The 26,594-nt window shown below is 75.2% G+C and carries 22 protein-coding genes; 14 read left to right on the top strand and 8 right to left on the bottom strand.

The annotated features are described in order from the left end of the window. Positions 1 to 64: 64 nt before the first annotated feature. Positions 65 to 733, bottom strand: a complete 669-nt coding sequence (locus ACFC1F_RS21235; protein WP_376160273.1) for a lysophospholipid acyltransferase family protein — start codon at positions 731 to 733, stop codon at positions 65 to 67. Positions 734 to 996: 263 nt separating this feature from the next. On the opposite strand from ACFC1F_RS21235, the gene ACFC1F_RS21230 reads away from it, so the two are divergent. Beyond that, positions 997 to 1,209: an EF-hand domain-containing protein gene (locus ACFC1F_RS21230; RefSeq protein WP_209409183.1), complete on the top strand. Its 213-nt coding sequence runs from the start codon at positions 997 to 999 to the stop codon at positions 1,207 to 1,209. A gap of 127 nt (positions 1,210 to 1,336) precedes the next feature. On the opposite strand, the gene ACFC1F_RS21225 is transcribed toward ACFC1F_RS21230, so the two are convergent. Then, entirely contained in the window at positions 1,337 to 3,547 is a 2,211-nt protein-coding gene (locus ACFC1F_RS21225; RefSeq protein WP_376160271.1) for a CDP-glycerol glycerophosphotransferase family protein, read from the bottom strand. A gap of 712 nt (positions 3,548 to 4,259) precedes the next feature. On the opposite strand from ACFC1F_RS21225, the gene ACFC1F_RS21220 reads away from it, so the two are divergent. After that, entirely contained in the window at positions 4,260 to 4,526 is a 267-nt protein-coding gene (locus tag ACFC1F_RS21220) for a hypothetical protein (protein WP_209409179.1), read from the top strand. A 253-nt stretch (positions 4,527 to 4,779) separates the two neighbouring features. Continuing rightward, positions 4,780 to 5,217: a YjbQ family protein gene (locus tag ACFC1F_RS21215; protein ID WP_376160269.1), complete on the top strand. Its 438-nt coding sequence runs from the start codon at positions 4,780 to 4,782 to the stop codon at positions 5,215 to 5,217. A gap of 4 nt (positions 5,218 to 5,221) precedes the next feature. On the opposite strand, the gene ACFC1F_RS21210 is transcribed toward ACFC1F_RS21215, so the two are convergent. Continuing rightward, the gene (locus ACFC1F_RS21210; RefSeq protein ID WP_376160267.1) at positions 5,222 to 5,935 is read right to left on the bottom strand and encodes a DUF1990 family protein; all 714 of its coding nucleotides are present in this window, start codon (positions 5,933 to 5,935) and stop codon (positions 5,222 to 5,224) included. A gap of 270 nt (positions 5,936 to 6,205) precedes the next feature. Here ACFC1F_RS21210 and ACFC1F_RS21205 point away from each other — a divergent pair, with 270 nt between their 5' ends. Beyond that, positions 6,206 to 6,481 (top strand): hypothetical protein, encoded by a 276-nt coding sequence (locus tag ACFC1F_RS21205; protein WP_376160298.1) that lies wholly within the window; start codon positions 6,206 to 6,208, stop codon positions 6,479 to 6,481. Positions 6,482 to 6,524: 43 nt separating this feature from the next. Here the strand turns inward: ACFC1F_RS21205 and ACFC1F_RS21200 are convergent, their stop codons facing one another. Beyond that, entirely contained in the window at positions 6,525 to 9,584 is a 3,060-nt protein-coding gene (locus tag ACFC1F_RS21200; protein WP_376160265.1) for an AAA family ATPase, read from the bottom strand. Continuing rightward, positions 9,581 to 10,750 carry an exonuclease SbcCD subunit D gene (locus ACFC1F_RS21195; protein WP_376160263.1) on the bottom strand — a complete coding sequence of 390 codons (1,170 nt, stop codon included), beginning with the start codon at positions 10,748 to 10,750 and terminating at the stop codon, positions 9,581 to 9,583. Before ACFC1F_RS21195 ends, ACFC1F_RS21200 begins: the two co-directional genes overlap by 4 nt. A gap of 592 nt (positions 10,751 to 11,342) precedes the next feature. Between ACFC1F_RS21195 and ACFC1F_RS21190 the strand changes: the two genes are divergently transcribed. The 3 genes from ACFC1F_RS21190 to ACFC1F_RS21180 all read left to right on the top strand — a co-directional run bounded on the left by ACFC1F_RS21190 (position 11,343) and on the right by ACFC1F_RS21180 (position 14,474). Continuing rightward, positions 11,343 to 12,248, top strand: coding sequence for a hypothetical protein (locus ACFC1F_RS21190; protein ID WP_376160261.1), 906 nt, complete (start codon positions 11,343 to 11,345; stop codon positions 12,246 to 12,248). A 205-nt stretch (positions 12,249 to 12,453) separates the two neighbouring features. After that, positions 12,454 to 13,098 carry a hypothetical protein gene (locus ACFC1F_RS21185; protein ID WP_209409164.1) on the top strand — a complete coding sequence of 215 codons (645 nt, stop codon included), beginning with the start codon at positions 12,454 to 12,456 and terminating at the stop codon, positions 13,096 to 13,098. 575 nt (positions 13,099 to 13,673) lie between these two features. After that, the gene (locus ACFC1F_RS21180; protein WP_376160259.1) at positions 13,674 to 14,474 is read left to right on the top strand and encodes an SGNH/GDSL hydrolase family protein; all 801 of its coding nucleotides are present in this window, start codon (positions 13,674 to 13,676) and stop codon (positions 14,472 to 14,474) included. A gap of 234 nt (positions 14,475 to 14,708) precedes the next feature. Here ACFC1F_RS21180 and ACFC1F_RS21175 read toward each other — a convergent pair whose 3' ends face one another. Beyond that, the gene (locus ACFC1F_RS21175) at positions 14,709 to 15,587 is read right to left on the bottom strand and encodes a nitroreductase/quinone reductase family protein (protein WP_376160257.1); all 879 of its coding nucleotides are present in this window, start codon (positions 15,585 to 15,587) and stop codon (positions 14,709 to 14,711) included. A gap of 333 nt (positions 15,588 to 15,920) precedes the next feature. Here ACFC1F_RS21175 and ACFC1F_RS21170 point away from each other — a divergent pair, with 333 nt between their 5' ends. Continuing rightward, complete coding sequence (locus tag ACFC1F_RS21170; RefSeq protein WP_376160255.1) at positions 15,921 to 16,280, top strand: hypothetical protein; 360 nt, start codon at positions 15,921 to 15,923, stop codon at positions 16,278 to 16,280. 183 nt (positions 16,281 to 16,463) lie between these two features. Here ACFC1F_RS21170 and ACFC1F_RS21165 read toward each other — a convergent pair whose 3' ends face one another. Then, positions 16,464 to 17,642: a polysaccharide deacetylase family protein gene (locus ACFC1F_RS21165; protein WP_376160296.1), complete on the bottom strand. Its 1,179-nt coding sequence runs from the start codon at positions 17,640 to 17,642 to the stop codon at positions 16,464 to 16,466. 245 nt (positions 17,643 to 17,887) lie between these two features. Next, positions 17,888 to 19,717, bottom strand: coding sequence for an AMP-dependent synthetase/ligase (locus tag ACFC1F_RS21160; RefSeq protein ID WP_376160253.1), 1,830 nt, complete (start codon positions 19,715 to 19,717; stop codon positions 17,888 to 17,890). A gap of 524 nt (positions 19,718 to 20,241) precedes the next feature. Here ACFC1F_RS21160 and ACFC1F_RS21155 point away from each other — a divergent pair. The 6 genes from ACFC1F_RS21155 (at position 20,242) to ACFC1F_RS21130 (ending at position 26,461) form a co-directional block, all read left to right on the top strand. After that, the gene (locus tag ACFC1F_RS21155) at positions 20,242 to 23,178 is read left to right on the top strand and encodes a nitrate- and nitrite sensing domain-containing protein (protein WP_376160251.1); all 2,937 of its coding nucleotides are present in this window, start codon (positions 20,242 to 20,244) and stop codon (positions 23,176 to 23,178) included. Then, on the top strand, positions 23,175 to 23,594 hold the full coding sequence (locus ACFC1F_RS21150) for a roadblock/LC7 domain-containing protein (protein WP_209409145.1): 420 nt from the start codon (positions 23,175 to 23,177) through the stop codon (positions 23,592 to 23,594). Before ACFC1F_RS21155 ends, ACFC1F_RS21150 begins: the two co-directional genes overlap by 4 nt. Before the next feature lie 8 nt (positions 23,595 to 23,602). After that, positions 23,603 to 24,070: a DUF742 domain-containing protein gene (locus ACFC1F_RS21145; RefSeq protein ID WP_209409971.1), complete on the top strand. Its 468-nt coding sequence runs from the start codon at positions 23,603 to 23,605 to the stop codon at positions 24,068 to 24,070. Beyond that, complete coding sequence (locus ACFC1F_RS21140; RefSeq protein WP_209409142.1) at positions 24,051 to 24,686, top strand: ATP/GTP-binding protein; 636 nt, start codon at positions 24,051 to 24,053, stop codon at positions 24,684 to 24,686. Before ACFC1F_RS21145 ends, ACFC1F_RS21140 begins: the two co-directional genes overlap by 20 nt. A gap of 553 nt (positions 24,687 to 25,239) precedes the next feature. Next, positions 25,240 to 25,545, top strand: a complete 306-nt coding sequence (locus tag ACFC1F_RS21135) for a hypothetical protein (RefSeq protein WP_376160248.1) — start codon at positions 25,240 to 25,242, stop codon at positions 25,543 to 25,545. A gap of 82 nt (positions 25,546 to 25,627) precedes the next feature. Continuing rightward, positions 25,628 to 26,461, top strand: coding sequence for a winged helix-turn-helix domain-containing protein (locus ACFC1F_RS21130; RefSeq protein ID WP_376160246.1), 834 nt, complete (start codon positions 25,628 to 25,630; stop codon positions 26,459 to 26,461). Positions 26,462 to 26,594: the final 133 nt, after the last annotated feature.

The raw sequence follows: 26,594 nt of genomic DNA, 5'->3' as shown, positions 1-26,594 counted from the left end.
TCGGTCCCGCGTGCTGTCGGCCCGGTGTGCTGTGGGCACCCGGGACCGGCGGGCGTCGGGGCCCTCAGGCCGCCTTGGGGATCTCGTTGTAGGTCTCCGCGACCTCCTGGCCGGAGAGCTCCTGGATCGCCCGCATCACCTCGTCGGTGACCTGGCGGCGGGCCTTGAGCGAACGGGCCTGGCCGTGCAGCTCGTCGAAGTGCAGGGGCTCGCCGAAGCGGACCGTCACCTTGCGGATGCGGGGGACGCGCTTGCCGACCGGCAGGATCTGCTCCGGTCCCTCCAGTGCCACCGGCACCACCGGGACACCGGCGGTGAGCGCCAGCCAGGCCACGCCGGTCTTGCCGCGGTAGAGGCGGCCGTCGAGCGAGCGGGTGCCCTCCGGGTAGATGCCGAAGGCCTTGCCGTCCTCCAGGATCTCCAGCGCCGACTCCAGCGAGGCCTGCGCCGAGCGGTAGGTGCCGCGCTCGACCGGCACCGCGCCGATCGCCTCGAAGAAGCCCCGGGACAGCGCGCCCTTCAGCCCGGGGCCGGTGAAGTACTCGGCCTTGGCCAGGAAGTGCACCCGGCGCGGGGCGGTCATCGGGATGACCACGCTGTCGATGAAGGAGAGGTGGTTGCTGGCCAGGATCACGCCGCCCTTGCGCGGCACGTTCTCCAGGCCCTCGATGGTGGGCCGCCAGATCCCCCGCGCGAGCGGTTTCAGCACCAGCTTGGTGACGAGATCGAGCATGGTCCCTCCCAGGACGAGCACGCCCGGGAGGAGCCCGGGCTTGAACATTCGACTACCGACGGTCCGTCCGTCCCCGGCAGGGCCGGGAATCAGACCCGCAGACTACGACACCCACCCCCGAGGCCGTCCACTCCCGGAGGCCGTGGCGCTCGCCACGGCCGGGTAGGGTACCGCCGTCGGAAAGAAAGACAGATCAGCAGGTCGTCGTGATCGGCGGATCAGCAGTTCAGCAGTTCATCAGTTCCCTCAGGAGGGGCCTACCCATGGCAGACGTCGACACCATCCGCGCGGCCTTCGACAAGTTCGACGTGAACGGCAACGGCCGGATCACCGCCGCCGAGTACGCCAAGGTCGCGCGTGAGCTCGGCGACCTCACCACGTCGATCTCGATGGCCGAGGCCATCATCAAGCAGATGGACACCAACCACGACGGCGAGCTGACCTTCGACGAGTTCCTGGCCGCGCGCCAGGGCTGAGTCGGCCGAGGCCGCGCGGGCGGGGCTCCGGGACTCCCGGGGCCCCGCCCTTCGCCTTACCGGGGCCCGGCGGGCCCGTGGCCCGGTGGCCCGGCGCGACGGCCCGGCCGGCCGGGCGGTGAAGGCCTCAGCCCCGGACCGGGAACACCCGGCGGACCACCCGCTCCGACGCCCCGCCGTCGTCCCACGGGCAGAACCGCTCGCGGAACCGCGCCCGCGCGTCCGGGTCCGGGTCGCCCGCCAGCAGCGCCTTCGCCAGCCCGTCGGGGTCCACCGTGACCGCGCCCGGCGGCTGCTCGAACAGGTCGAAGTAGACGCCGCGGTTCGTGCGGTACTCGTCCCAGTCCGGCGCGAAGATCACCACCGGCCGGTCCAGCACCGCGTAGTCGAACATCATCGACGAGTAGTCCGTGACCAGCACGTCCGCCGCCAGGTAGAGGTCCTCCACGGTCGGGTGGGCCGAGACGTCCACGATCTCCGCGGCCCCCGCGCCCGCCGTCAGGTCGCCCGGGCCGCCGGTGTGGAAGTAGTGGGTGCGGACCAGCAGCGTGAAGCCCGGCCCGAGCCGCCGTGCCAGCTCGCGGACGTCCAGCAGCGGCACGTACCCGCCCTTGGCCTCGCGGTGCGTCGGCGCGTACAGCACCGCCGTGCGGCCCGGGGCCAGGCCGAACCGCTCGCGCATCGCGGCCGTTTCGGCCGGGGTGGTGTTGGCCAGCCGGTCGTTGCGCGGGTAGCCGGAGTCCAGCATCTCGTACCGGCCGGGGAAGGCCCGGGCGAAGTGCTCGCTGGTGTGCGGGTTGGAGGAGACCAGGAAGTCCCAGCGGTCGACGGCCTCCTGCAAGCGGTCGAAGTCCATCCCGTCCGCCGCCACGGGGTGGTCCTTGAGGTCCATCCCCATCGCCTTCAGCGGCGTGCCGTGCTGCGTCTGGACGTGCACGGTGCCCGGCCGCTTCGCCATGGTCCGCGGGAAGTTGACGTTGTTGACGAAGTACTTGGCCGTCGCCATCGCCTTCAGGTACGCGGGTGTGTTGACGATCACGTACGGGACCCCGGCCGGCAGCGTGGCCGCCTGGGTGCTGTTCTCCACCACCCAGACGCCCCGCACGTCCGGGGCCAGCTCCTTCGCCTTCTCGTAGATCGCCGCCGGGCTGCACGCGTAACCCCGGTGCCAGTAGGCCGCGTAGACCGCCAGGTGCTCGTCCAGGGGCAGCCGGCGGAACGCGTTGTAGGCGGTGAAGCGCGCACCGCTGCGCACGCCCTTCCGGACCCCCTTCTTCACGGCCGGCGCGACCGCGCGCGCCCCGCGCTTGAGCTCGCGGGGCAGCCGTCCGCTGCGGCGCAGCTCCGCGTACGTGACCCGGGCACCCCGCGCGGCCAGCCGGTACTGCACGCCGCGCAGGCCGCCGGGGAAGCGGTAGCCGGCCGGGCGGTGGCGGGCGAAGTGCTCGGAGATCCGGCGGAAGAACTCCTTGCGCCGCTCCACGGGGACCAGCCCGGGGGTGTCGTAGACGGTGAGCGCCTGCTTGACGGTGCGGTCGAAGACGAGGGTGCGCAGCGAGTCCGGCACCGGGCGGCCGGGCCGGTCGGGGCGGTCGAGGAAGGCGAAGATCGCGTCGTACTGGGCGAAGGCGTCGGCGTGCTTGGGGGAGGCGGTGGAGGTGATCGCGCCCGCCCGGCCGCGCCGGTAGAAGTAGCAGGGGCGGTCGAGGTAGCGCAGCCGCCCGGCCGCGAGCAGGGCGGGATAGGTGACCGAGATGTCCTCGTAGTAGCCGCGCCCGAAGGAGACGCCGAGGCCGAGCAGGAACGCGCGGCGGAAGACCTTGTTCCAGACCGACATCACGGTCTGGAACAGCGCCGGGTGCTCGGCGAGGGTGGCGCCGTCGGTCAGCGGGGAGCCGGCCATCACGTGGCGCCAGGGGTTGGGCTCCGTCCCGCCGTCCGGGTAGACGTGGGTGAAGTCGGTGAGCAGCACGTCGGCCGGGGTCTCGCGCCGGCGCTCCTGGTCGAGCTCGTCGAGGAGGGCGGGGACGGTGCCCTCGGGCAGCCAGTCGTCGCTGTCGACGAACCAGACGTACTCGCCGCGCACCTCGGGCAGGGCCGCGGTACGGGCGCCGCCGAGGCCCTGGTTCTCGGTGAGTTGCAGCACGCGCAGCCGCGGGTCGCGGGCCGCGTACTCGTCCAGGATCGCGCCGCAGCGGTCGGGGGAGTGGTCGTCGACCGCGATCACCTCGAAGCGGGACTCCCCGGCGGGAGCGGCTTCCAGGATCGAGTCGAGGCAGCGGGGCAGGTAGCGCTCCACCCCGTGGACCGGGAGGACGATGCTGAGGAGGACTGGCACGCTGGCCGAGTCTACCGAGCGCGACCGGGGCGGGGGCCGGGCGGGGGCCGCTCGGGGCCGGGGCCCGGAGCCGCCGGTGCCGGGCCCCTCGCGGGGCGGCACCGGCAGCCTGGTGGCGGCCCGGCCGACCCTCTACGGCCGGCCGCCGGTCCGGGCACCTCCCGAGCCTGGCCACCGCAGCGTCGAGGCGGCCGGGCAGTGGCTCGGGGGAGCCGGAGATCTTCAGCAACCGGTGATCATCGATTCGATCGATGTTCACCAGTCGAACGCACAGGCGGCCGGGGAGTGGCCCTGTGCGGTCAAAGAAGATATTGCTTGGAGGTTTCGCCCGCGTCAATCCCTCGATTGCGTTCACTTTCTGAAGTGATTGTCCTAGAGATTTGTCGAGGTGTCGCTATGGAGAGCCGTGCCGCGGCGAAGGGCGGGCGTGAGGCGGGCGCGGAGTGCGGACGGTGACCGACGGTGACCCTGTGCGCCCGGCGCGTGCCACCCGGGCAGGGCGCCGGGTCAGTGCCTCCGTGGACCCGGTGACGTGCGGCCGGTCGTGCACCATCATTGATGCCTAGTCGTGACCGCTCGGGTGGCCCCTGGTGCGCCGTCAGTTGACGCCGCACGATACGGTGGCAGAACACCAGGACGGTTGCGCGAAGACCGTCTATCACGGATAGTCTTCGCCTCACGGCCCTGGCGCCTCGTAGGGGTGGGAATACTGATGGAACACATGCAAGTGCGGACTCGGCCTCGTGTGCCGGCGATCCAGTGCGGTGTCGGCGCGACCGGCCGTCGGATCGACCGTCACCTGGCTGTGCTCGGCGCGCCCGCACTCTCGGCGGTGGACACCGCCGAGGCGCTCGGGTTGATAAGGGAGCTGACGCCACGCGGCGCCGGCGCCCCCACGGCCCCGCGCCGCCACGTGCGGGTGAGGCTGCTGGCGCCGCTGCGCCGGCTGCGGCGGAGCCTGTTCGGGAGTCGCGGCTAGGGCGGTTGCCCCCCGCGCCGACCGGCATCCGGCCCGACGGACCTCAGGGACCGTCGGGTCTTTGGTGTGTCCGGACGCGGGGCGCGCCCGTTCGCACGGGCCGGGGGTGCTGGCACGGCACGGGCGCGGGCAGGGGCGGGCGTCCGGGTTCGCCGAGGTGCCGAACCTGTCAGCGTACGAGATTTTGCCTCCTTGGCAAGGAGAGTCGGCGAGGCGGACCGCCAGATCCCCTCGTGTGGGTGAGGATGACGCCATGGCGGACAACATCCACTCCACCCCCTTCCACACCACCACCCTTGAGATCACCACGGGCAGCCGCGAGGTCGCACTCGACATCACCGACCGCTGCGCCGAGTTCCTCAACGACCGGGCCGCCGGGCGCGACGGCCTGCTCAACGTCTTCGTGCCGCACGCCACGGCCGGCATCGCCGTCCTGGAGACCGGTTCCGGCAGCGACGAGGACCTCCTGACGACCCTGCGCGAGCTGCTGCCCGCCGACGACCGCTGGCGCCACCGGCACGGCAGCCCCGGCCACGGGCGTGACCACGTCGTCCCGGGCCTGGTCGCCCCGCACGCCACGCTGCCGGTGATCGGCGGCCAACTCGCCCTGGGCGTCTGGCAGTCGGTCGTCCTCGTCGACACCAACGGCGACAACCCGCACCGGACGGTCCGGCTGTCCTTCCTGGGGTGACGGGCTACCCGGCCGCCGCGGCCCCGCCGGGGTCGGCGGGTTCGGCCGGGGCGGCGTGGTCGTCGGCCGGGTGAACGGGTTCGGCGAGGCCGGTGGGGGCGGCTGGCCCGGCGGGGTGGACGGGTTCGGCCGGGGCGGCGGCGCGGACCGGTTCGGTCGGGTCGTCGGGCCCGATGGCGGCGGTGGCGACCGCGGCGAGGTAGCCCTCGATCGCCAGGTACTGGCAGAGCACCGCGACCGGACGGCCGAGCCGCGCGTACCAGGCGGCGAGCCGGGCGAACGCGGTCACCTCGAACCACACCTCGCCCGCCGCGTCCATGCTCACCAGGAACGCCTCCTCGCCGCACTCCGGATGCCCGGGCAACGTTCCGTAGGCGAAGCCGATCCGGTCCGGCTCGTCGACCGTCCACACCACCCGGCACGGGATCACCACGCGGGGCCACCGCAGTCGGGGCGGGCTCAGCCGCAGCAGGACGGTCGCGCCCTCCTCGGCCGGGGTGTACGGGTGGACGGCGAAGCCGGTGCCGAGCTGGCAGCCCCAGCCGAGCACGTACCGCCCGGCCCGTTCCAGTACGGCGCGTCCGTGACCGAGGTGGATGCGCCGCCGCAGCTGCGCGTACCCGGCCGGCAGCCGGGGCCCCAGGGTGGCGCCCACCTCGGGGTAGTTGGGCGAGGCGGCGCGGGCGGAGGCCAGGATCTGGGCGAGGTCAGCGGGCACGGGGCCACCGTACGGGAGGCGGGCCACCGGGATCGTGGCGGGTGCGGGTGCGGGTGCGGGTGCGGGTGCGGGTGCGGGTGCGGGTGCGGGTACGGCAGGGGCGGATCCGTGGCCGGGTGTCGTCGTGGCCGGGTCTCGTTGCACGCGGGAGTCGTGGTCGCCGGGTCCCGGGGTGGCCGCGGCCCGGCGCGAGTGGCTGCCGTCGCGATCGGGTGTCCGTGCGACCGAGTGTCCTTGCGAGCGGGCGGGGGAGCGGAGTAGGAAGGCGGCATGAGCAGCGAGGCAGCGGTGACGGCGGAAGTGGCGGCCAGCGGTACGGCGGCGGTCGGTGCGGCGGCGGGTCAGGACGGCCTGGTGTGCGCCCCGGCGCCGGCCGCGGCCGAGGCGGCACAGGCCGCGCTGGTGCACGACCCGGGGCTGTCCGGGCCGCGCGCCGACTGCGTGCTCTGCGGTGAGCCGACCGAGCTGCCCGCCGACCACCCGGGCACCACGCTCTGCCCGGTCTGCGCCTGGCAGCAGGCACAGCGCATCGCCTGCTCCGGCTGACCCCCGGCCGTTCCCGTCGGCCGTCCTCCGCGCGCGGGCCGCGCTACGTGTTCTCCCGGCCCGCCAGGGTGAGGGTCGAGCCGTGCCGGCCCTTGCTGACCAGCAGCTGGGCCGGAATCCGGGACTTCAGGTCGGCGACGTGGCTGACGATGCCGACCGCGCGGTCCCGCTCGCGGAGGCCGTCGAGGACGTCCATGACCTCCTCCAGTGCCTGTTCGTCCAGCGTGCCGAAGCCCTCGTCGATGAAGAGCGTGTCCAGCGGCATGCCGCCCGCCTCGTCCGTGACCACGTCGGCCAGGCCGAGGGCGAGGGCCAGTGAGGCGAAGAAGCTCTCGCCGCCGGAGAGCGTCGCGGTGTCCCGCTCGGTGCCGGTCCAGGCGTCCACCACCCGCAGCGCCAGGCCCGAGCGCTTGGTGCCGGCGCCCCGGTCGTCGCTGTGGACGAGTGTGTAGCGGCCGCCCGACATCCGCACCAGGCGGTCGCTGGCGGCCGCCGCCACCTGCTCCAGCCGGGCCGCCAGGACGTACGACTCCAGGCGCATCCGGAGCCGGTTCTCCGCCGAGGTGCCGGCGGCGAGGGTGGCGAGCCGGTTGATCCGGCCGAACCTGTCCAGGGCCGGCGCCAGCGAGGCGGCCAGCCCGGTCAGCTCCCGGCCGATCGTCGCGAGCGCCTCGCGTCGCTCGCGGGCCGCCTCCTGCGCGGCGTGCGCCCGGCGCAGCCGGTCGACGGCCGCCTGGAGCCGGGACCGCGCGCCGGGCACGTCCGCCGGCGGACAGGCCGCAGCCGCGGCGAGCTCCGGCTCCGTCAGCTGCTGCTGGACCGCGGCCAGCTCCGCCTGGTACCGCGCCAGCCGGGCCTCCAGCTGCTCGCGCCGCTCCCGTGGCAGCAGGACGGCCGCGGCCTCCTCCACGCCCGGGAACCCGGCCGCCTCGGCGGCCCGCGCCAGCTCTCCGGAGGCCTCCTCCAGCCGCTCGGCTGCCGCCCGGGCGGCCCGCGCCGCCTCCGCGGAAGCCGCCACGGCCTCGGTGAGGCGGGCCAGCTCCGAGGCCCGGCCGGCCACCGAGGGCGCGTCGCCCCGGGCCGCCTCGACCCGGCGGCCCAGCTCCTCCTGCTCGGTGCCGAGCGCCTCGGCCCGGGCGGTCAGTGCGGCCGTGCGCTCGCCGGCGTCGCGCAGCTCGGCGAGCCGGCGGTTCTGGTCGTCCGTCAGCCGCTCGATCTGGCGGGTGACCGGGCCCAGCCCCTCCGCAGCCCGCAGCGCCTCGCGGCGTTCCCGCTCGACCTCGGCGAGCGCCTCGGCGATGACCCCGGCACTCTCCGGCCCGGCCGCCCCCGCGGCGGACGCCTCGCGCACCTGCAGGCCGGCCAGCTCCCGCTCGGCGGCGTCGGCCGCCTGCTCGGCCACGGCCTGGGCGGCCCGGGCCCGGTCCTCGTCCGCCGCGCCGACCTGCCCGCCGGACGGCCGGGCCGGCTCCGGGTGCTCCGGTGAACCGCAGACCCGGCAGGCCTCGCCGGACCGCAGCTGCTCCGCCAGCTCGGCGGCCATGCCGGTGAGCCGGCGCTCGCGCACGTCCTGGCTGTGCTCGCGGGCGTCCAGGGCCTCGGCGCGCCGGGCGAGTGCGAGCGGCGCGGCGGCCCTGATCTCCTTGCGCAGCGCGTCCCGGCGGCGGGCCGCGGCCAGTCGCTGCGTCACCTCGTCGTGCCGGGCGTCCAGCTGTTCGACCCGGGTGCCCGCGGTCCGGGCGGCGGCCTGCACCTCCTGCAGCGCGGCGAGCCGCCCGTCGAACTCGGCCAGCCAGTCGGCCGCCTCCTCGGCGAGCTCCTCGGTCCTGCGCCGGTCCGCGTCCAGCGACGCCTGCTCCCGGCCGAGCGCGGCGCACCGGACCTCGTCGGCCTGGGCCGCCTCCAGCCGGACGACCTCGGCGCGCAGCCGTTGCTCGGCGGCGGCGAGCTCCTCGGCGCCGGCGCGGGCCAGCGCTGCGCCTTCGCCGCCGGGCGCACCGGCCAGCGCCTCCCGTCGGCGGTGCTCCTTCTCGACGGCCGCCCGGTGGGCCTCGGCGGCGGTCCGGCGCAGGTGCAGCACCGACTCCACCCCGACGGCCGCCTGGGCGTCGGCCAGCCGACGGCGGTCGCGCTCGACCTCCGGACCGGCCCCGGTGAGGCGGGCCGCCTCCTGCGCCGCCGCCTGGTGGCGCCGCTGCCGGCCGGCCAGCTCCTCGGCGTCGGCCCGGGCGCGCTGCGCCGCGCGGTGGCCGGCCTCGGCACCGTCGAGCGCGGCGTCGGCGACGGCCAGCTGCTCGGCGGCGCCGTTGCGCAGGATGGCGGCCCAGCCGAGCACGTCCGCGGTGAGGCCGGCGGCGGCGTGGGCCGGCTCGTCCTCGCCGGGCACCCAGGCCGCGGCCGGCTCGGCCTGCGGGCCGGCGGCCTGTTCGGCCTTGCTGCACAGGTCGCGCAGGCGCCGGCGCCCGGCCAGGACGGCGGCCTCCTGGGCCCGTCGCTGCTCGGCCAGCCAGGCCTCGACGTGCTGGAACCGCTCGGTGTCGAACAGCCGCCGGAGCAGCTTGCCGCGCTCCTCCGAGTCGGCCCTGAGGAAACGGGCGAAGTCGCCCTGCGGCAGCAGCACCACCTGGCAGAACTGGTCCCGGCTCATCCCGACCAGTCGGTGGATCTCCTCCCCGGCCTCCTGGTGGGACTTGCTGACGGCCCGCCAGCCGGGGGCGCCGTCACCGCCGTCGGAGCCGTCCGCGGACCACTCGCGCAGCAGGGTCTGGGCCCGCTCGACGGTCGTCCCCTTGCCGACCTTCTTCGGCCGCGGCTGCTCCGGGAGGCGGGTGATCTGGAGCCTGCGCCCGCCGAGCGTCAGCTCCAGCCGGACCTCGGTCAGCCGGCGCGGGTCGGCGTGGTCGCTGCGCAGCCGGTTGACCCGGCGCGTGCCGGGCACCTCGCCGTAGAGGGCGTAGCAGACGGCGTCCAGCACGCTGCTCTTGCCCGCGCCCGTGGCCCCGCGCAGCAGGAAGAGGCCGCCGGAGGCGAGCGCGTCGAAGTCCACCGTCTCGGTGCCGGCGAACGGGCCGAAGGCGGTGACGGTGAGTTTGTGCAGCCTCATCGGGGCAGTTCCGCCTTCCGGTCGCCGGTCTGCCGGACGGTCTCGAATCCCTCGCGGAGCCAGCCGAGCTCGTCCTGGTCCGGCTCCGCGCCGGGGCGGACGTGCCGCAGGAAGCCCTCGGCGACCTCCAGGTCGGCCCGCCCGCTCACCCGCGCCGCGTACGACCGGGCGGGGGCGGCCTCGCTCTCCTCGGGGTCGAACAGCAGCTGGAGGGTGTGCGGGAAGCGCCGGCGCAGCCGCTCCATCGGCTCGCCGGGGCGGCCCGGATCGGTCAGCGTCGCCTGCACCCAGGACTGCTCGTGCTCGGTGTACCGCTCGTCGGCGAGCAGCTCGTCGAGTCGGCCGCGCAGGCAGGCCAGCGGGCGCGGCTGCGGGCAGTCGACCCGCTCGGCGGCCACCGAGCCGTCCGCCGCCAGGTCGACCAGCCACATGGTCTTGCGCTGCCGGGCCTCGGAGAAGGAGTAGGCGAGCGGCGAGCCGCTGTAGCGCAGATGCGGGGCGAGCGTCTGGCAGCCGTGCAGGTGGCCGAGGGCGGCGTAGTGCACGCCGTCGAAGACGGACGCGGGCACCGAGGCGACGCCGCCGACCGCGATGTCCCGCTCGCTGTCGCTGGGCGCGCCACCGGTGACGAAGGCGTGTGCCAGCACCACCGCTCGGGTGCCCGCGGGGCGGGCCGCGAGGTCGGCCCGGACGGCGTCCATCGCCGCGCCGAGCACCGCCGCGTGGCCGCCGCGCTCCAGCCCGAACTGCCCGCGGACCAGCGTCGGCTCCAGGTAGGGCAGCCCGTAGACGGCGACCGGCCCGTGCTCGTCGGCCAGCAGGACGGGCTCCGCGCACTTGCCCGGGTCGGTCCGCAGGTGGACGCCGGCCTCGCCGATCAGGCCGGCCCCCACGCCCAGCCGGCGGGCCGAGTCGTGGTTGCCGCTGATGAACACCGTGGGCACGCCAAGGCCGGCCAGCCGGTGCAGCACGTCGTCGAACAGGGCGACCGCCTCCAGGCCCGGCAGTGCCCGGTCGTACACGTCGCCGGCGACCAGCACGGCGTCGACGCGCTCGGCCCGGACCACGGCGACGAGGTGGTCCAGGAAGGCGCGCTGGGCGTCGTGGAGGCTCTCCCGGTGGAAAGAGCGCCCGAGATGCCAGTCGGAGGTATGCAGCAGTCGCATGGTCCCCGACCCTAACGCCCGGCACTGACAACGCGGCCGGAACAGGGGACCCGGGGGTCCCGCGGAGGGGCTGCCGCCGGGCGGGGCGCCCTCCGCCGCCGGATCGTCGCTCCCGGTGCATTGTCAGTGACGCTGTGTATGGTCCGGATCGCCGGCGCCACTCCGGAGCGACCGGTGCGAACTCGTGGGAGGAACCATGTCCGAGCAGTCCCGGATCTTCGGCCTCGCCGGGCCCCTGGTGCGCCGGGCGCACCGGGCGCGCGTCCGTGCGTGGGCGGGTGTGGGTGTTGGTGCAGGCGCAGCGGGTGCGAGTACGGGCGGGGGCGGGCGGCCGGGGTCGTCCGGTCGGGTGTCCGGGCGGCGGCCGGGGCCGGGCGGGCCGTCCGGGGGCGGTCGCGCGGGTGGCCCGCCGGGTGGTCCGCCGTCGGGCGGGAGGACCGCCGGGAGGGGTGGCGCCCGGCCGCCGGGCGGCGGCATGCGAGGTGCGGGCGGAGCGGGTCCGGGCGGCCCCGGTGGCACCGGAGGTCCGGGTGGGCCCGGCGGCCGGGCACGGCAGCGGGGCCGGGCGCGCGGGGCTCCGCCGCCGCTGCCGGTGGCGGTCGCGCTGGCCGTCCGCCAGGCCGACTTCGCCGGCCTGGCCCGTCACGGCCTGTTCGGCGGCCTGGCCTTCCGGGAGTACTTGAGCCGGACGGAGTCCCAGCTCAGAGCCCTGTGCGGACAGGGGGTGGAGGTGCACCTGCGGGTGCTCGACCCCGCCGACTACGAGGACTACTGCGAGGCCCTCGGCTTCGACCCGGGTGGCGCGGCCGCCCGCGTCGCGTACGCGGCCGACCCGGAGCTGGCCGGCGAGCCCTTCGTCTACGCGGGGGAGCGGCTGGCCGGGCTGCTCCCGGCGCTGGCCGACGACCACCGGGCCAGGGTGCGGATCACCATCGCCTGCACCGCGCTGCTGGACGCCCTCGGCGAGGGTCCGACCGGGCAGCCCCGGATGGTCGCGGTCATGACGTACGTCACCTCGGTCTACCTGGCGGTGGCGGAGGGGGCCGGGGAGGGGCGCCACCTGCTGACCCTGCGGTGTCACGGGCCGGAGGACGGCGAGGAGCTCACCGCCGCCGCGGACGTCCGGGTCCGGGGCGGCCGCCTCCTCGACGCCGGCCGGGACACCGAGGCGCTCTGCGTCACCCTGGCGGCGGGCGTGGCCGCCGGCGGCGCGGGCGCGCTGCTGCTGCACGGCGATCCGGCGGCGCCGGGCGGGCAGGAGGTCCGGGGCTGGGCCCTGGAGGGCGGCCGGATGCGGCCGATGTCCGCCCAGGAGGTGTTCGACTCGCTCGCCGACGACGTCGGCCGGGGCCTGCCGTTCCCGCCGGGCGCCGTGCCGCTGCCGGGCTTCGCACTGCCGGGCCCTGGGCAGCCGGGGCCCGTGCCGCCGGGTGCGGCGCCGGGTGACGGGGCCGGCCCCGGCGGGGTGCGCGAGGACGGCGGTGAGCCCTTGGGGTGACCAGGGACTTAGGACCTCCGTGTCCACCAAGCGGCGCTGGGGACTGTTCATCGACCGCCTGTTCGGGGAAGATTTCGGGGAAGATCAACAGCAGGAGCCGGCGGTGCCCCACGCCGTCGTTCCGGCCGCTCCGCCCTGAACCGCGCACCGCAGGTCCTCCCCGCGCACCGCCGGTCCGGCGAGCCCGACACCGAAAGGGGGACGCATGAGCCGGATCGAGTACAGCGCGGAGATCGCCGAGCTGCTCGGCAAGGTGCGACGGCGTCCCACCGCGGGCTGGCCGTGGCGGCCCGGGGAGCAGGTGCCCGACGGACTGCCGGTGAAGCAGTCGTGGGGCTGGCTGTTCGCCCCCGACGGCCGGGTGCTGACCCTGGTCAACCCCAAGGACGGCATCGTCTCGCTCCCGGGCGGCTCGCTGGAGCCCGAGGACGAAGGCGAGCCGGGCTCCGCCCTGGCCCGGGAGGCGGCCGAGGAGGCCCAGGCGCTGATCGGCACGCCGTACTACCTCGGTTACCTCTACGACCGGGTCGGCTCGGCCAACGGCGGGCACGAGTGCGCGCGGGTCCGGATGGCCGCGGCGCTGCGGGCCGTCGGTCCGAGCGCGCCCGACCCGGCATCGGGCCGGCACTACCGGAGGCTGCTGGTCGCGCCCGGCCTCGCGGTCGAGCTGCTCGGCTGGGGCGCGCCCGGCCTGCGGCAGGCCCGGGCGGCGGTGTCGGCCGGCGTCCGGTGGCTCGGCGTGCCCGCGGCCGCCAACGAGGCGATCGAGGAGCTCCCTGCGGAGGGCTGCGAGGTCTTCCCCGGGGCGGTCCGCGGCAGCGCCGGCGCCGCTCACCCCGGCGGGGAGTGACGGGGAGCCGCGGAGGCGCACCCCCGGCGGGCTGCTCCACCACGTCGACCTCCGGACATGCGCCTCGTCGCCGCGCGGGCGCTGGGCGCCGTGCCGCTCGCGGGACGCCGCGCGTCGACACCGGGGCGGCCACACACGGGATGGCCGGTCAGGGATCCGGGCGGGAGGCTTCCATGCCGGCGCGCCCGTGAGGCCGGCCGGGCGGACCGCCCTGGGGTCGGCCGGCGCACCCGGGGGACGGGCCGGCGCACCCAGCGCCCCCGGGGGCCCAGTCGGCGGAGCTCCGGTGGGCCCGTTCTGCGTACCCGTGGATCCGACCGGAGCACCCGTGACCGCCGCCGGCGTGTCCGAGTGACCCTCCACAACGCTGCCGGGCGCTCCTCCGGACGAGTGAGTTGCGGCGGGGTGCCGCGGGCCTTGTCCAGGGCGCCTGGCCAGCGCACTTTCCTTTGACCGTAGCGCAGTTCACCTCGCGTCCGTCCGACCGACCGTCAATTGCCTTGGCATGACCACTTCCCGGGATACCTACTGCCTGGTATCAAATTCTGTGACTCACGTCACTCTCTGGAGGTGTCATGCTGCGCCCCACCCGCTCCATGTCAGTCGCCGCCTTCGCGGCACTCCTCGCCCTGACCACCCTCTTCGCCGCCTCGTCCGCCCACGCGGCCGGTGTCAACTACGCCGCCCTGGGGGACTCCTACGCCTCCGGCGTCGGTGCCGGCAGCTACACGAGCGAAAGCGGAAGCTGCAAGCGGAGCACCAACGCCTACCCCTACCTCTGGAAGAACGCGCACGCGCCGTCGTCCTTCTCCTTCGTCGCCTGTTCCGGTGCCAGAACCGGTGACGTCCTCAACAACCAGCTCTCGGTGCTGAACTCCGGCACCACGCTGGTCAGCATCAGCATCGGCGGCAACGACGCGGGCTTCGCCAGCACCATGCAGACCTGCGTGCTGGACACCGAGAGCGCCTGCCTCAACGCCGTCGCCACCGCGAAGAACTACGCCAACAACACCCTGCCCGGCCAGCTCGACCAGGTCTACGCGGCCATCCACGCCAAGGCCCCCAACGCCCGCGTGGTCGTGCTGGGTTACCCCCACCTCTACAAGATCGGCGGTAGCTGCATCTTCGGCATCGGCGACACCAAGCGCTCCGCCATCAACAGTGCGGCGGACGTCCTGGACGGCGTCATCGCCAAGCGTGCCGCCAACGCGGGCTTCGCCTTCGGTGACGTCCGCAGCATCTTCACCGAGCACGAGATCTGCGGTTCCAGCACCACCTGGCTGAACAGCACCACCCTGCCCGTCGACGAGAGCTACCACCCGAAGGCGGCCGGCCACTCGGGCGGCTACCTGCCGGTCTTCTCGGCCCAGGTGTAGCCGAACCCGGGCCTGGCGCCACCGGTTCGGTGGCGCCCGCCGGACCTGGTGAGGCCGCGCGGCTCCGGTCGCGTCCGCCGGTTCCGGTACGGCCTGCCGGTTCCGGTAGGGCCCGCCGGCCCCCACCCGTCCTCCGGGCGGGGGCCGGCGGCCACGGAGTACCACGGGACCGGCGCCCCACCCCCATCAGGGGCTCGGCCCCTCGGAGTTCCGGTCCCTCACCGCCCCGGTCCCTCAGGGCCTCGGCGGGAACGGGATGCCGGCGAGCACCGGCAGCAGCTCCCGTTCCTCGTGGTCCAGGTGCGCCTCCAGCTCGGCCGACAGCCGCGTCAGTTCGGCCCGGAACCGCTCCGGCTCGGCCACCCCTATCCCGGCCAGCAGCCCCACCAGCTCGTCCTTGATCCGGCCGACCGAGCGGTGTTCCTCGCCCAGGCGCACGAGCGTCTCCCGGAGCTGCGGATGGCTGCGCGCCAGCGCGGGGAAGATCGCCGCGTCCTCGCCGTTGTGATGGTGGGTCAGCCCCTCGCAGAGTGCGAGGCAGTGTTGGCGGATCTGCAGCCCGAGGCCCGGTGGCCGGCCCTCGCCCGCGGGCCCGGCCGCGAAGTGCGCCTCCGTCTCGGTCCGGACGTGCCGCAGTTGGGCGCGCAGCCAGGTGTGGACCTCCAGCAGCTTGTCCGCCAGGGTGGCCACCTCACGCGGCTGCGCCTCGGGCCGCTCCAGCACCACCACCGGCAGTACCCGTGCGGTGTGCGCCTGGTAGTCGCCGTACCCCGGCGCGACGCGCACCACCGCCTCGAACAGCCGGTTCCGCCGGGCGCCCTCGGCCGGCACCGCGACCGCCTCGAACACCTCCGACCCGAGCTCGATCCGCACCACCGGCCGGGCGAGCAGATTGCGGTACCACTGCGGGTGTTCCGGAGCGCCGGCCGCCGAGGCGACGACCAGCAGCAGCCCGTCCGCCCGTACGTATCCGAGCGGCACGGTGTGCTCCTGCCCGGACCGGGCGCCGACGGTGGTCAGCAGGAGCAGGTCGCCGCCTTCGAAGGGGCCGCCGACCCTTCCGGCGTTGGCGCGGAATTCCTCGATGATCGCTTGATTGAAAGACATGGGCATACGCCTGTGGGATCTCCGAACAAGGGGGAGCGAAGGCGACGGCGGCGCACCTGCGCACGGGCGCGGCAGAAGGGAGCCCGCGGGCGGGCGCCGTCGCAGCCGTTGACGTCAGATCAGGGGAGCGGAGTAAGAACTCATCGCGCATCGTCCCTCTGTGAAAGGTGCCCGCTCGGCTGTCGGCCGGCCCAGTTCTCTTTGGCCGACGCCACGCTGCACGCCTCACATTAGAGCCATCCGCCCGGCCGCCTGTCAACGAGCAAGATCGTCGGGCTGGGGGCCCGCGTCGCGAGAACCCGGGTGCCCGACCGGTGGTGGGTGGTGGACGATCCCGACATGGAGCGATTCGTCGATCTCGACCGGGCGGCCGGGGAGTTGGCCGTTCGGACCGGCCGGTGGCGCGCGGCCGGCCTTGTGGTCCGCCCGGTGACGTGGCGGGACGGGCGCGCGCGGTGGCCGCAGCCCTTGGCGACGGACCGCGCCCGGGTGGCCGATCCGGACTCGGTCGGTGTCCACCTCTCCGGACCGGCGGAGTCCGAGCTGCTGGTGGTCCTCTTCCGGGGCGGTTGGGCGGACGTGGACTTCCTGTCGGGCGACGAGGCCGGCCCGATCCCGGCGCAGGGCATCACCTCGGCCGCGGCCTTCGGCAGGCGGCTCGACGGGTGGGTGTACCGGGTCTTCGGCGTCCGACCGTAACCCGCCGCCGCCTCCGCTGCCGTCAGGAGCAGGAGCAGGAGTAGGAGCAGGGGCAAGGTCAAGGGCAAGGTCAAGGCACGTGCAGGGCCGGGCTCCGGGCGCCGGCCGTGGACCCGGCGCCCGGGGCAGGCTCGGGGCCGCCCTGCCGGTCCCCCCGGGATCGGCGGAGCGGCCCCGCGCCGGTCAGTGCAGGTAGGAGCTCAGACCGGCGGGCTTGAGGCCGGCCGCGTCGGCGGCGGCGAGGGCGCGCTGGAGGTCGCCAGCGAGGGTGTCGGTCCAGTGCATCAGCACGACGTCACCGGGCGACAGGGTGCCCTCGTGCCAGATGTTGGAGGCGCCCCAGCTGAAGTCGGCGTCCGCCGTGAGGACGGTGCGCATGCCGCAGTTGGCCGCCGCCTGGAGGGTGTCGGCGTTCCACGCGAAGTACGGCGGCCGGAAGACGGTCGGGGCGGTGCCGAAGATGCGGGTGAGCGAGTCCCGGGCGTCGCAGATCTCGACCTGCTGCTCGGCGGGCGAGAGCTTGGTCAGGTCGGTGTGGGAGACGCTGTGGTCCTGCACGGAGGAGCCGGGGACGGCCGTGACGCGCCGGAAGAAGTCGGGGTCGGTGGCGGCCGGCATCGGCAGCGGGAAGGCGGTGATCGGCAGCTTGTGGTCGGTGATGAACCTCTCCGCCTCGGGGGTGCGCTGCCAGCCGTCGTCCACGGTGAAGAAGACCACCTTGTCGGTGGTCGGCACCGAGCCGGAGCCGGTCGCGGGGGCCGGGGCCGGGCCGTCCACCCGGACGTCGTCGACGGCGAACGGGCCCTGCTGGTACCAGCCGTGGACGTAGAGCCGCACGGTGTGCGCGTCGGGACCGGTGGTGAAACGGGTGGTCAGCTGCTGCCAGCCGCCGTGGGTGGTCTCCGTCCAGGCGGGGGCGACGTCGCGGCCGGTGCCCGTGGCGCCCAGGTGGACGAACGCGCCGCGGACCCAGGCCGAGGCGGTGTACGTGGTGTTGGGCTGGACGGAGACGGTCTGGGTGCACTCGCCGTTGGAGTCGTCGCCGGCCGGGGTGACGGCGAGGGCGGAGCCGCCGGAGTGCGGGGCCGAGGTGGTGACGGCGGCCTCGGCCGGGCCGCCGGTGCAGCGCCAGCCGGGAACGCTGCCCCAGTCGGCCAAGGAGGAGGCGGGGATCTCGAAGCCGGGGTTGGTCGCCAGGTTGGCAGTGGTGCCGACGGGGGTCGCGGCCGTTGCCGTTGCCGCGGCCACGACCGGCTCGGCGGACGCCGGGGCGGCGAGGCCACAGACGGCGAGCGACGCGCAGGCGGCCAGCGCGGACAGGCGTGCGGACCGCCGTGGGAACGCGGACGGGCGGGAGGACATGGACACGTGAGGACTCCTGCGTGGGGCCGTGAGGCCGTGGGGGACCACGCCCGTGGGGAGGGCGCGTGGAGCGGGGTGGAGCGCTCCCCGAGGGGTGGGAGCCGTCGGCGTGCCGCACTCGGACCGTGGCAGAACAATGGACTGGACCACTCGGATCGTCAAGGGACCGGCGGGTGAACCGCGCGCCGCGCGCGCCGAAGCCGCAGCAGCCATCCACGGTGCAGCACAACGGACAAGACGCACCGTCAGGGTGCGTACAGCTCCTCGATGTCCTGCCCGTAGTACTCCGTGATCGCGGCGCGCCGAAGCTTCAGTGACGGCGTGAGCAGCCCCTGGTCCACGTCGAACTCCCGTGGCAGCAGCCGGAACGCGCGGATCGACTCGGCGCGGGAGACGGCGGTGTTGGCGGCGCCCACCGCCCGCTGGACCTCGGCGTGCAGCTCCTCGTCGGCGAGGGCCGCCCACGGGTCGAGCTGCTCGCGCCCGTGCGACTTCAGCCAGTGCGCGAGCGCGGCCGGGTCCAGCGTGATCAGCGCGGCCACGTACGGGCGGTCGTCGCCGACCACCAGGCACTGCGAGACCAGCGGATGGGCCTGGACCCGCTCCTCCAGGGAGCTCGGCGCGAGGTTCTTGCCGCTGCTGGTGACGATCAGGTCCTTCTTGCGGCCGGTGATGGTGAGGTAGCCGTCCTCGTCCAGGCTGCCGAGGTCGCCGGTGCCGAGCCAGCCGTCGTACAGCGCCTCGGCCGTGCACTGCGGGTGGTTGAGGTAGCCGTCGAAGACGCCGGGGCCGCGCACCCAGACCTCGCCGTCGTCGGCGATCGCCACGGTGGCGCCCGGTACGGGCCGGCCGACCGTGCCGAGCTTCTGCCGCCGCGCCGGGTTGGCGGTGACGGCGGCGGAGGTCTCGGTGAGGCCGTACCCCTCGTACAGGTCGAGGCCGATGCCGGTGAAGAAGAGGCCGAGCTCCCGGCCGAGCGAGGAGCCGCCGCACATCACGCCGCGCACCCGGCCGCCGAGCACCGCTCGCAGCCGCTGGTAGACGGTCCGCTCGTACGCCAGGTGGCGCAGCCTCAGCTTCGGGCCGGGCCCGGGCCCGTGGCCGAGTGCGCGCTGCTCGCGGGCGGCGGCCCACTCGACGGCCACCTGCCGGGCCTGCTCGAAGAGTTCGCCGCGCCCGGCCTCCTCGGCCGCCCGCCGGGCCCGCTGGAAGATCTTGTCGAAGACGTACGGGACGACGTGCAGGAAGGTCGGCCGGTAGGAGGCCAGGGCGGGCAGCAGCACCTCGGTGGCGACCTCGGGGATGTGCCCGATCCGGAAGCCGCCGCGGACCGCCGCGACCTGCACCATCCGGCCGTAGACGTGCGCCAGCGGAAGGAAGAGCAGGGTGGACGGCTGGGCGCCGCCGGTGTCGTGGAAGACGTCGCCCCAGCCGTCGAGCAGGGCGTCGGCCGCGGCGGCGAGGTTGGCGTGGGTGAGCAGGCAGCCCTTGGGCCGGCCGGTGGTGCCCGAGGTGTAGACGACGGTGGCGATGTTGCCCGGCGCGACGCCGAGCCGCTGGCGGTGGACGAGCGAGTCCGGCACCCCGCGGCCGTCCTCGGTGATCGCGGCGACGCAGCCGCGGTCCAGCTGCCAGATCCCGGTGAGGTCCGGCAGTGCGTCGCAGACCGCGCCGACCGTCATGGCGTGGTCCTCGTCCTCGACCAGGCAGGCCACCGCCTGGGTCTCGGCCAGGATCCAGCGCACCTGCTCGGGGGCCGCCGTCGGGTAGACCGGGACGGGGATGGCGCCGATCGACCAGAGCGCGTAGTCGAAGAGCGTCCACTCGTAGCGGGTGCGCGACATCAGGGCGACCCGGTCGCCGTAGCGGACGCCCCGGGTGAGCAGGCCCTTGGCCAGCGCCAGCACCTCGTCCCGGAAGGCGGCCGCGGTGACTCCCCGCCACTCCTGGTCGTCGCCGTCCCGGCGGGCCAGCTGGACCAGCCCCGGCGTGCGTTCCGCGGTGTCGTAGAGCGAGTCGGCCAGCCCGCCGCTGGCCGGTGGTCCGGCCGGCGCAGGGGTGGTGAACTCGCGCACATTGCCCCCGATCCCGTTGCGTCCCCTGCCTGCCGGGCCCGTGCGGGCCTTGCCGGGCCCGTACGGGCGTCCGGATCGGCGGTGCGCTGACCGGTCGGGCAGGTGGGAGCGAAACTATCGGATTGCACTGTCACTGCCCAGGGGTGTGACCGGGACGCGCCGAGATCGGCACCGGCCCGTTGGGAAAGTGCCGTGGCGGCCCGCGGCCGCGGCGGCGGGGGACGGACGCGGGAGAGGGCGAATCCGGGACGTCGGGGACGATCCGGACATGGCCGGGGTGAAGCGGAGCAGAGGACGGGTTCGACCCTCGAACGAGTGGTCAGGGCGTAGTAGGCTCTCGCAGACCTGCGGCCGGGACCTCCCGGCCAGGCCTGATCCGCCTGCCAACCATCCGTCCGACCTGCCTGTCCGACCCGTCCGCCCGCCCGCCGTCCGCCTGTCACAGCCGTCCCGTCGCGGCCGTCCCCGGCCGACCCCTCGATCCGCTCCCCGTCCGCGCCTGGCACTTCCCGACCGAGGACTCCATGCGTTTGCGCAGCAGCTCGATCCGCGCGAAGATCATCGCGCTGCTCCTGGTGCCCATCGTCGCGCTCACCGCCCTGTGGGCGTACGCGACGCTCGCCACCACCGGCGACGTCTGGAGCCGGCTGGAGGTCAGCAGTACGTACAAGGAGTTCGGGACCCCGGTCGACCAGTACGCCGCCGACCTGCAGAACGAGCGCCGCGCCGCCGTCCAGCGGCTGGCCGACCCGTCCTCGCGGGCCGCCCGGGACGCCTTCGAGCACGCCCAGGCCGCCACCGACCAGGGCCTCGCCGTGCTGCGGCAGAAGAAGGACAGCGGCGGAGGCCGGCTCGACACCGCGCAGCGCGGCCGTTACGTGCAGATCCTCGCCGCCGCCGACCAGCTCGCCCCGCTGCGCGGGCAGATCAACCGCTCGGCGCTCAACTGGGAGTTCGCGCTCGGCCAGTACAGCGACCTGATCAAGCCCACCTTCGGCTTCCGGTCCGCGTTCGTCGCCCGCCAGAGCGGCCAACTCCCGCGACAGGGAACGATCCTGATCGAGCTGGCGCGCGCCCGCGAGTACCTCGCGCAGGAGGACGCGGCGATGGAGGGCCTGCGTACCGCGCCCGGGCGGCCGACCGCCGAGCAGTACCAGGTGGCGCTGGACGCCCTGCACAACCAGCAGGCGCTGTTCACCGTCTACATCGCCGAGCTCGAACCGGCCGACCAGACCGACTACATCGCGCTGCGCGGCGGCGAGGCCTGGGCGGCGCTGGCCCGGGCCGAGGCGGACTTCGTCGGCGCGGGCGGGCCGGACCGGGTGGTCCAGGCGATCAACGGCGACTCCTGGCGGGACACCGCCGACCGCGCCCTGGGCGACCTCGCCGCGATCAACTCGCGCCTCGCCGTGGCGATCGGCGACCGCGAACGCTCGTACGCGATCGGCATGCTCTGGCGCGGCGGCATCGCCGGTGTGATCGGCCTGGTCGCCGTCGTGCTGTCGGTGGTGATCTCCTACCGGATCGGCCGCGGCCTGGCCCGCGAGCTGATCGGCCTGCGCAACGCCGCCAACGAGCTGGCCGGCGCCCGGCTGCCCTCGGTGATGCTGCGCCTGCGCAAGGGCGAGGCGGTGGACGTCGCGGTCGAGGCGCCGGAACTGGAGTTCGGCCCGGCCGAGGTCGGCCAGGTCGGGCGTGCGATCAACGCCGTACAGCGGGCCGCCGTCGAGGCCGCCGTCGAGCAGGCCGAGCTGCGGCGCGGCGTCTCCGCGGTCTTCGTCAACCTGGCCCGACGCAGCCAGGTGCTGCTGCACCGCCAGCTGACCCTGCTCGACACCATGGAGCGCCGCACCGAGGACCCGGCCGAGCTGGAGGACCTCTTCAAGGTCGACCACCTCACCACGCGCATGCGCCGCCACGCCGAGGGCCTGATCATCCTGGCGGGCGGCTCGCCGGGCCGGGCCTGGCGCAAGCCGGTGCGGATGGTGGACGTGGTCCGCGCCGCCGTCGGCGAGGTGGAGGACTACGCCCGGGTGACCGTCCGGCCGTTCCCCGGCACCGGGCTGCTCGGCAGCGCGGTCGCCGACGTGACCCACCTGGTGGCCGAACTGGTCGAGAACGCGGCCGTGTTCTCCCCGCCCAGCACCCAGGTGTCCGTCCAGGGCGAGGTGGTGGCGCACGGCTTCGCGCTGGAGATCGACGACCGCGGCCTCGGGCTGAGCGAGCAGGCGCTCGCCGAGATCAACGAACGCCTCGCCGTGGAGCAGGAGTTCGACCTGGCCGACACCGACCGGCTGGGCCTCTTCGTGGTCAGCCGGCTGGCCCGTCGGCACGGCATCCGGGTCCACCTGCGGCCGTCGCCGTACGGGGGGACGACGGCCGTGGTGCTGATCCCGCGCGAGCTGCTGGCGGAGGCGCCGGACGGGCTGGCGGAGCCGCCCTCGGCGGGTGGCGTCGCCGCCGGTGCTCCGGCTGCCGGTGTTCCGGGAGCCGCCGCCGCTGCCGGACAGCGTGCGGTGCCCGGCCGGCGAGGGCAGCGCGACCTGGTCGCGGTGCCGGCGCTGAGCGGCGAGGAGCACGAGGGGCAGGGCGCCGCCAGGGCGGAGGACCGCCGGACCGGTGGCGCGGTGGCGGGCCAGGGCGGCCGGCACCGGGTGAGCGGCGGGCCGCGCCCGTCGGCGCCCGAGCCGGCCCGGACCCCGGGCGGGCTGCCGCGGCGCTCCCGGACCAAGGGCGGCCCGGTACTGGTGCCGACGCCCGTCGACGAGGACTCCCCGGGCACCGGAAGGCACCGCCGCGAGGACGTGGCCGCCGCACCTGCCGAGGGGCCGGCGGAGGCTCCTGCCGTCACGCCTGCCGCTGTCCCGACCGCCGTTCCGCCGACCGCCGTTCCGACCGTCGTCCCGGCCGCCGGGCCTGCCGTCGCAGCTGCCCCGGCGCCGGGGGACGCCGCCCCTGCGGGCGTCAGGACGCTGCCGCGCCGGGTCCGCCAGGCGAGCCTCGCGCCGCAGCTGCGTGAGCGCGCCGCACAGGACGCCTCCCGGGGTACCGGGCAGGCCGGCGCCGCCGAGGCCGCCCGGGAACGCTCGCCGGAGGAGGCGCGGGCGACGTTCACCTCGTTCCAGCGCGGCTACACCCGCGGGCGCGGCGCCGGCAGCAGAGCCACCAGCGGCGCCGGCACCCCGCCGGTGTCCCCGCCCGCCCGGCCCGTCGCCGTACCCGCCTGGCTGCCCCCGGACCCGGCCCGACGGGCGATCAGCCCGGCGCCCGCGCCGGCGGCGCTGCCCGCCCCGCCCGCCACCGGCTCGGCGCCGCTCGCCCGCCGCGTGCCATCCGCACCCCCGGTGCCGCGCGCGGCCCGGACACCGTCGTCAACACCCTCACCAACGGCACCACCTGCACAGCCCGTACGACCAGCACAGCCCGCACCACCCGCTCCAGCGGAAGGAACAGATTCATGACCACTACGACGCAGTCATCCGGGGACCTCAACTGGCTCCTGGACGACCTGGTGGGACGCGTCGCGGCCCTGCGCCACGCGGTGATCCTCTCCAGTGACGGGCTGGCCACGGGGGCCTCCCGCAACCTCGACCGCGAGGACGCCGAGCACCTCGCCGCCGTGGCGGCCGGCTTCCACAGCCTGGCCAAGGGCGCCGGCGGCCACTTCAAGGTCGGCGGCGTGCGCCAGACCATGGTGGAGCTCGACGAGGCGTTCCTCTTCATCACCGCGGCCGGTGACGGCAGCTGCCTGGCGGTGCTGAGCGAGGCCGAGGCCGACATCGGCCAGATCGCCTACGAGATGGCCCTGCTGGTCAAGCGGGTCGGCGAGCACCTGGCCGCCGAGCCGCGTACCGAAGCCGCCCCGCCGGGGAGATGAGCGGCCCGATGGCGGAGGAGGAGCCGACGCGCGAACAGGACGACCCGGGCGGGGACGAGCCCGACGTCGACCTGTTCCAGGCGCGAACCCCGGTCGACGACCGCTGGTTCGACGACGACGCCGGCCCGGTGGTGCGGCTCTACTCGATGACCCGGGGCCGCACCCGGCCGGTCGAGGACGGCCTGTTCGACCTGATCTCGCTGGTCACCGCCGCCGAGCCCGGGCCGGACGCGGGGGCCGTACCCGCGCACGTGCTCGACCCGGAGCACCAGACCATCCTGGCCTGGTGCCGCCGGGAGCCGCTGTCCGTCGCCGAACTCGGCTCCTACACCGACCTCCCGGTCAGTGTGGTCCGGGTGCTGCTCGGCGACCTCTACGACGCCGAGCTGATCAGCGTCACCCGACCCGTTCCGCTCGCCGAGCTGCCGGACGAGCGCCTGCTGCGAGACGTGATCAATGGACTCCGTGCGCTCTGACCACCAGCCCCGTGAGCAACGGGGGAACACCGACGACCCGCAGTGGCGGGGAGGTCCGGGCGTCGCCGTGAAGATCCTGGTCGCGGGGGGCTTCGGCGCGGGCAAGACCACGCTGGTCGGTTCGGTCAGCGAGATCCGTCCGCTCCGCACCGAGGAGGAGCTGAGCGAGCTCGGCCGCCCGGTGGACGACACCTCGGGTGTGGAGGCCAAGCGCACCACCACCGTGGCCATGGACTTCGGCCGGATCGACCTGCGGCCCGGGCTCGCGCTCTACCTCTTCGGCACGCCGGGCCAGGACCGGTTCTGGTTCGTCTGGGACGAGCTGGCACGCGGCTCGCTCGGCGCCGTGGTGATCGCCGACACCCGCCGGCTCGCGGACTGCTTCCCCTCGGTGGACTTCTTCGAGCAGCGCGGCATCCCCTTCGTGGTGGCGGTGAACTGCTTCGACGGCACCGAGGTGTTCACGCCCGGGGAGGTCCGGGACGCGCTCGACCTGGACCCGGACATCCCGGTGGTCCTCTGCGACGCACGCCGGCGCGAGGACGGGAAGAACCTGCTGGTCACACTGGTCGAGCACGCCGCCGAGCGGTCCCGGCGCGCCCCGGCGCGGGCCTGACGGAGGCTCCGCCGAGGGGGCCGGGAGGCCGTCGTCTCATTTCGGCGTCCGCATCCCGGACGTTCGGGCGCCGGGAGGTTGCCTTGACCGGCGCGGCATGGAAGGCTCTGTCGACGAAGGCCGTCCGGACCTGTCCGGCGGCGATGCACGCCACCGTGAACTCGCGTCGGCGCGATTCACGACAGAGTGGCCGGCAGCGGGGCGATCGACCGCAAGGCGATCGACAGCAATGAGGGGGAGGGCAGAGCCGTGACCGTCGACCAGCGACGCACTGCCGCCGTGCCCGTCCCCGCCCCGGTCGCCCCGGCGCTGACGATCCGCCGGTACATCGACCACGCGTTGATCTGCAGCGCCTGTTGTCGGTGACGGACCGGCCCGTCCCCGCACTTCCGACGGATCCCCCGGCCGGCCCCGCACGCCCCGCACCCCACGGTTGCCGGGTCGTCGCGTCGGCCGCCATGTGACGATCCGTCAAATCATCGACCCGGCCGCATCGGACGTCTCCCCGTCCGGCGCCGCGCCGTGCCCCGGACCCGCATCGCGGAGAGCACCAGTGAACCTCCTCTGCTCCACCTCCACCCCCGTCCCCGACCCTGTCCCAGCCCCCGTTCCCACCCTCGCCGTCGCCGGTGACGGGGTCGCCGCCGGCGCCGTCGTCGGTGTCGTCGGCGGGGCGGAGGCGGTGCGGCGGGCACGGAGCAGTGGTCCGTTCGCCAGGTCGAACGGCCGCAGGGACACCGTCGCGGACGGCGCCCGAGGTCACCTCGACCTCAAGCCGTTCTGGCCGTCCCGGCAGCCGCACCTGTTCGACCAGACGTGTCCGGGCTCGCCCAGCGCGTCCCGGCACTCCGCCCGCTGACCTCGGATCAGCCCCGGCAGTACGCCCGGTCGACGCGCAAGACGACTCCACCCCGTCCGTCACGCGCGAAATGAGCGGCACCATGTCCTCCACCTCCACCGCCACCCTCCCCCTTCCCGCCGCGACCCCGCACCTGCGCGCGGTCCGGTCCGTCCCCTCGACCGCCGAGCGATGGCACGGCCAGCACCCCGCCGGTCCGCAGCACTCCGCCGTTCCCCAGCAGCCGTCCGTCCAGCCGCATCCGGTGGCCGCCCCGGCGCATCCGGCGGCCGGCGCCGTACCGGGCGTCCCGGCGCCGCAGGCCCTGCTCGCCGCACTGCCGGAGGGGGCCACCGTCGTCGCCGCACTTCCGCAGGGTGCGCTGCCGCAGGCGCTGCTCGCCCAGTACGGCGCACAGTTCGGTGCGCAGTTCGGCAGCGCGGGCGGCCATCCGATGGTCGGGTACCTGGTGCTGGTGCCCGCCGAGAGCGGGTCCGCCCCGGCCGGCCCGACTGCCGTCGCCGCGGCTTCGACGGTCGCCGCCGGCGCCGCCCGGGTGCCGTCGGCGGTGTCGTCCGCGGTCCCGGCCGCCGGGCTCCCGGCGGGGGTGTCCGCCGGGCCCGCCGCCGTCCGCCCGGTGCGGCCGGCCGGCCGCGGCATCACCGTCGACGTGGAACGCCGCAACGCCTACGTCGACGGGCGGCTGCTCGACCTCACCTACCTGGAGTTCGAGCTGCTGGCCCACCTGACCGAGCACCCGCAGCGGGTCCACACCCGCGACCACCTGGTGTCCGCCGTCTGGGGCTACGGCCACGTCGGCGACGGCCGCACGGTGGACGTGCACGTGGCGCGGCTGCGCCGCAAGCTCGGATCGGCCTACCGCGAAAGCATCGTGACGGTCCGTCGGGTCGGCTACAAGTACACCCCGGTGGCGTGATCCCGGGCGCGGCCGCCCGTACGGGGCGCCGCTGAAGCGAACCAGCCGGGGGGGGGCGGGCGGTGACCGGGTACGCCCGGGCCCCCCCGGTGTGTGGGGGGGCCCCGGCGTTGGGCGGCCGGCCGGGGGCGCC

Origin of the sequence: Kitasatospora sp. NPDC056181 (assembly GCF_042266225.1) — a bacterium.
Taxonomy (GTDB): domain Bacteria; phylum Actinomycetota; class Actinomycetes; order Streptomycetales; family Streptomycetaceae; genus Kitasatospora.
This window is presented reverse-complemented; position numbering and strand designations above follow the sequence as displayed.

What these genes read in the sequence shown, in the direction of transcription:
- ACFC1F_RS21235 (WP_376160273.1), bottom strand. Translation starts at nt 733, where the DNA reads ATGCTCGATCTCGTCACCAAGCTGGTGCTGAAACCGCTCGCGCGGGGG.
- ACFC1F_RS21230 (WP_209409183.1), top strand. Translation starts at nt 997, where the DNA reads ATGGCAGACGTCGACACCATCCGCGCGGCCTTCGACAAGTTCGACGTG.
- ACFC1F_RS21220 (WP_209409179.1), top strand. Translation starts at nt 4,260, where the DNA reads ATGGAACACATGCAAGTGCGGACTCGGCCTCGTGTGCCGGCGATCCAG.
- ACFC1F_RS21215 (WP_376160269.1), top strand. Translation starts at nt 4,780, where the DNA reads ATGGCGGACAACATCCACTCCACCCCCTTCCACACCACCACCCTTGAG.
- ACFC1F_RS21205 (WP_376160298.1), top strand. Translation starts at nt 6,206, where the DNA reads ATGAGCAGCGAGGCAGCGGTGACGGCGGAAGTGGCGGCCAGCGGTACG.
- ACFC1F_RS21200 (WP_376160265.1), bottom strand. Translation starts at nt 9,584, where the DNA reads ATGAGGCTGCACAAACTCACCGTCACCGCCTTCGGCCCGTTCGCCGGC.
- ACFC1F_RS21195 (WP_376160263.1), bottom strand. Translation starts at nt 10,750, where the DNA reads ATGCGACTGCTGCATACCTCCGACTGGCATCTCGGGCGCTCTTTCCAC.
- ACFC1F_RS21185 (WP_209409164.1), top strand. Translation starts at nt 12,454, where the DNA reads ATGAGCCGGATCGAGTACAGCGCGGAGATCGCCGAGCTGCTCGGCAAG.
- ACFC1F_RS21180 (WP_376160259.1), top strand. Translation starts at nt 13,674, where the DNA reads ATGCTGCGCCCCACCCGCTCCATGTCAGTCGCCGCCTTCGCGGCACTC.
- ACFC1F_RS21175 (WP_376160257.1), bottom strand. Translation starts at nt 15,587, where the DNA reads ATGCCCATGTCTTTCAATCAAGCGATCATCGAGGAATTCCGCGCCAAC.
- ACFC1F_RS21170 (WP_376160255.1), top strand. Translation starts at nt 15,921, where the DNA reads ATGGAGCGATTCGTCGATCTCGACCGGGCGGCCGGGGAGTTGGCCGTT.
- ACFC1F_RS21165 (WP_376160296.1), bottom strand. Translation starts at nt 17,642, where the DNA reads ATGTCCTCCCGCCCGTCCGCGTTCCCACGGCGGTCCGCACGCCTGTCC.
- ACFC1F_RS21155 (WP_376160251.1), top strand. Translation starts at nt 20,242, where the DNA reads ATGCGTTTGCGCAGCAGCTCGATCCGCGCGAAGATCATCGCGCTGCTC.
- ACFC1F_RS21150 (WP_209409145.1), top strand. Translation starts at nt 23,175, where the DNA reads ATGACCACTACGACGCAGTCATCCGGGGACCTCAACTGGCTCCTGGAC.
- ACFC1F_RS21145 (WP_209409971.1), top strand. Translation starts at nt 23,603, where the DNA reads ATGGCGGAGGAGGAGCCGACGCGCGAACAGGACGACCCGGGCGGGGAC.
- ACFC1F_RS21140 (WP_209409142.1), top strand. Translation starts at nt 24,051, where the DNA reads ATGGACTCCGTGCGCTCTGACCACCAGCCCCGTGAGCAACGGGGGAAC.
- ACFC1F_RS21130 (WP_376160246.1), top strand. Translation starts at nt 25,628, where the DNA reads ATGTCCTCCACCTCCACCGCCACCCTCCCCCTTCCCGCCGCGACCCCG.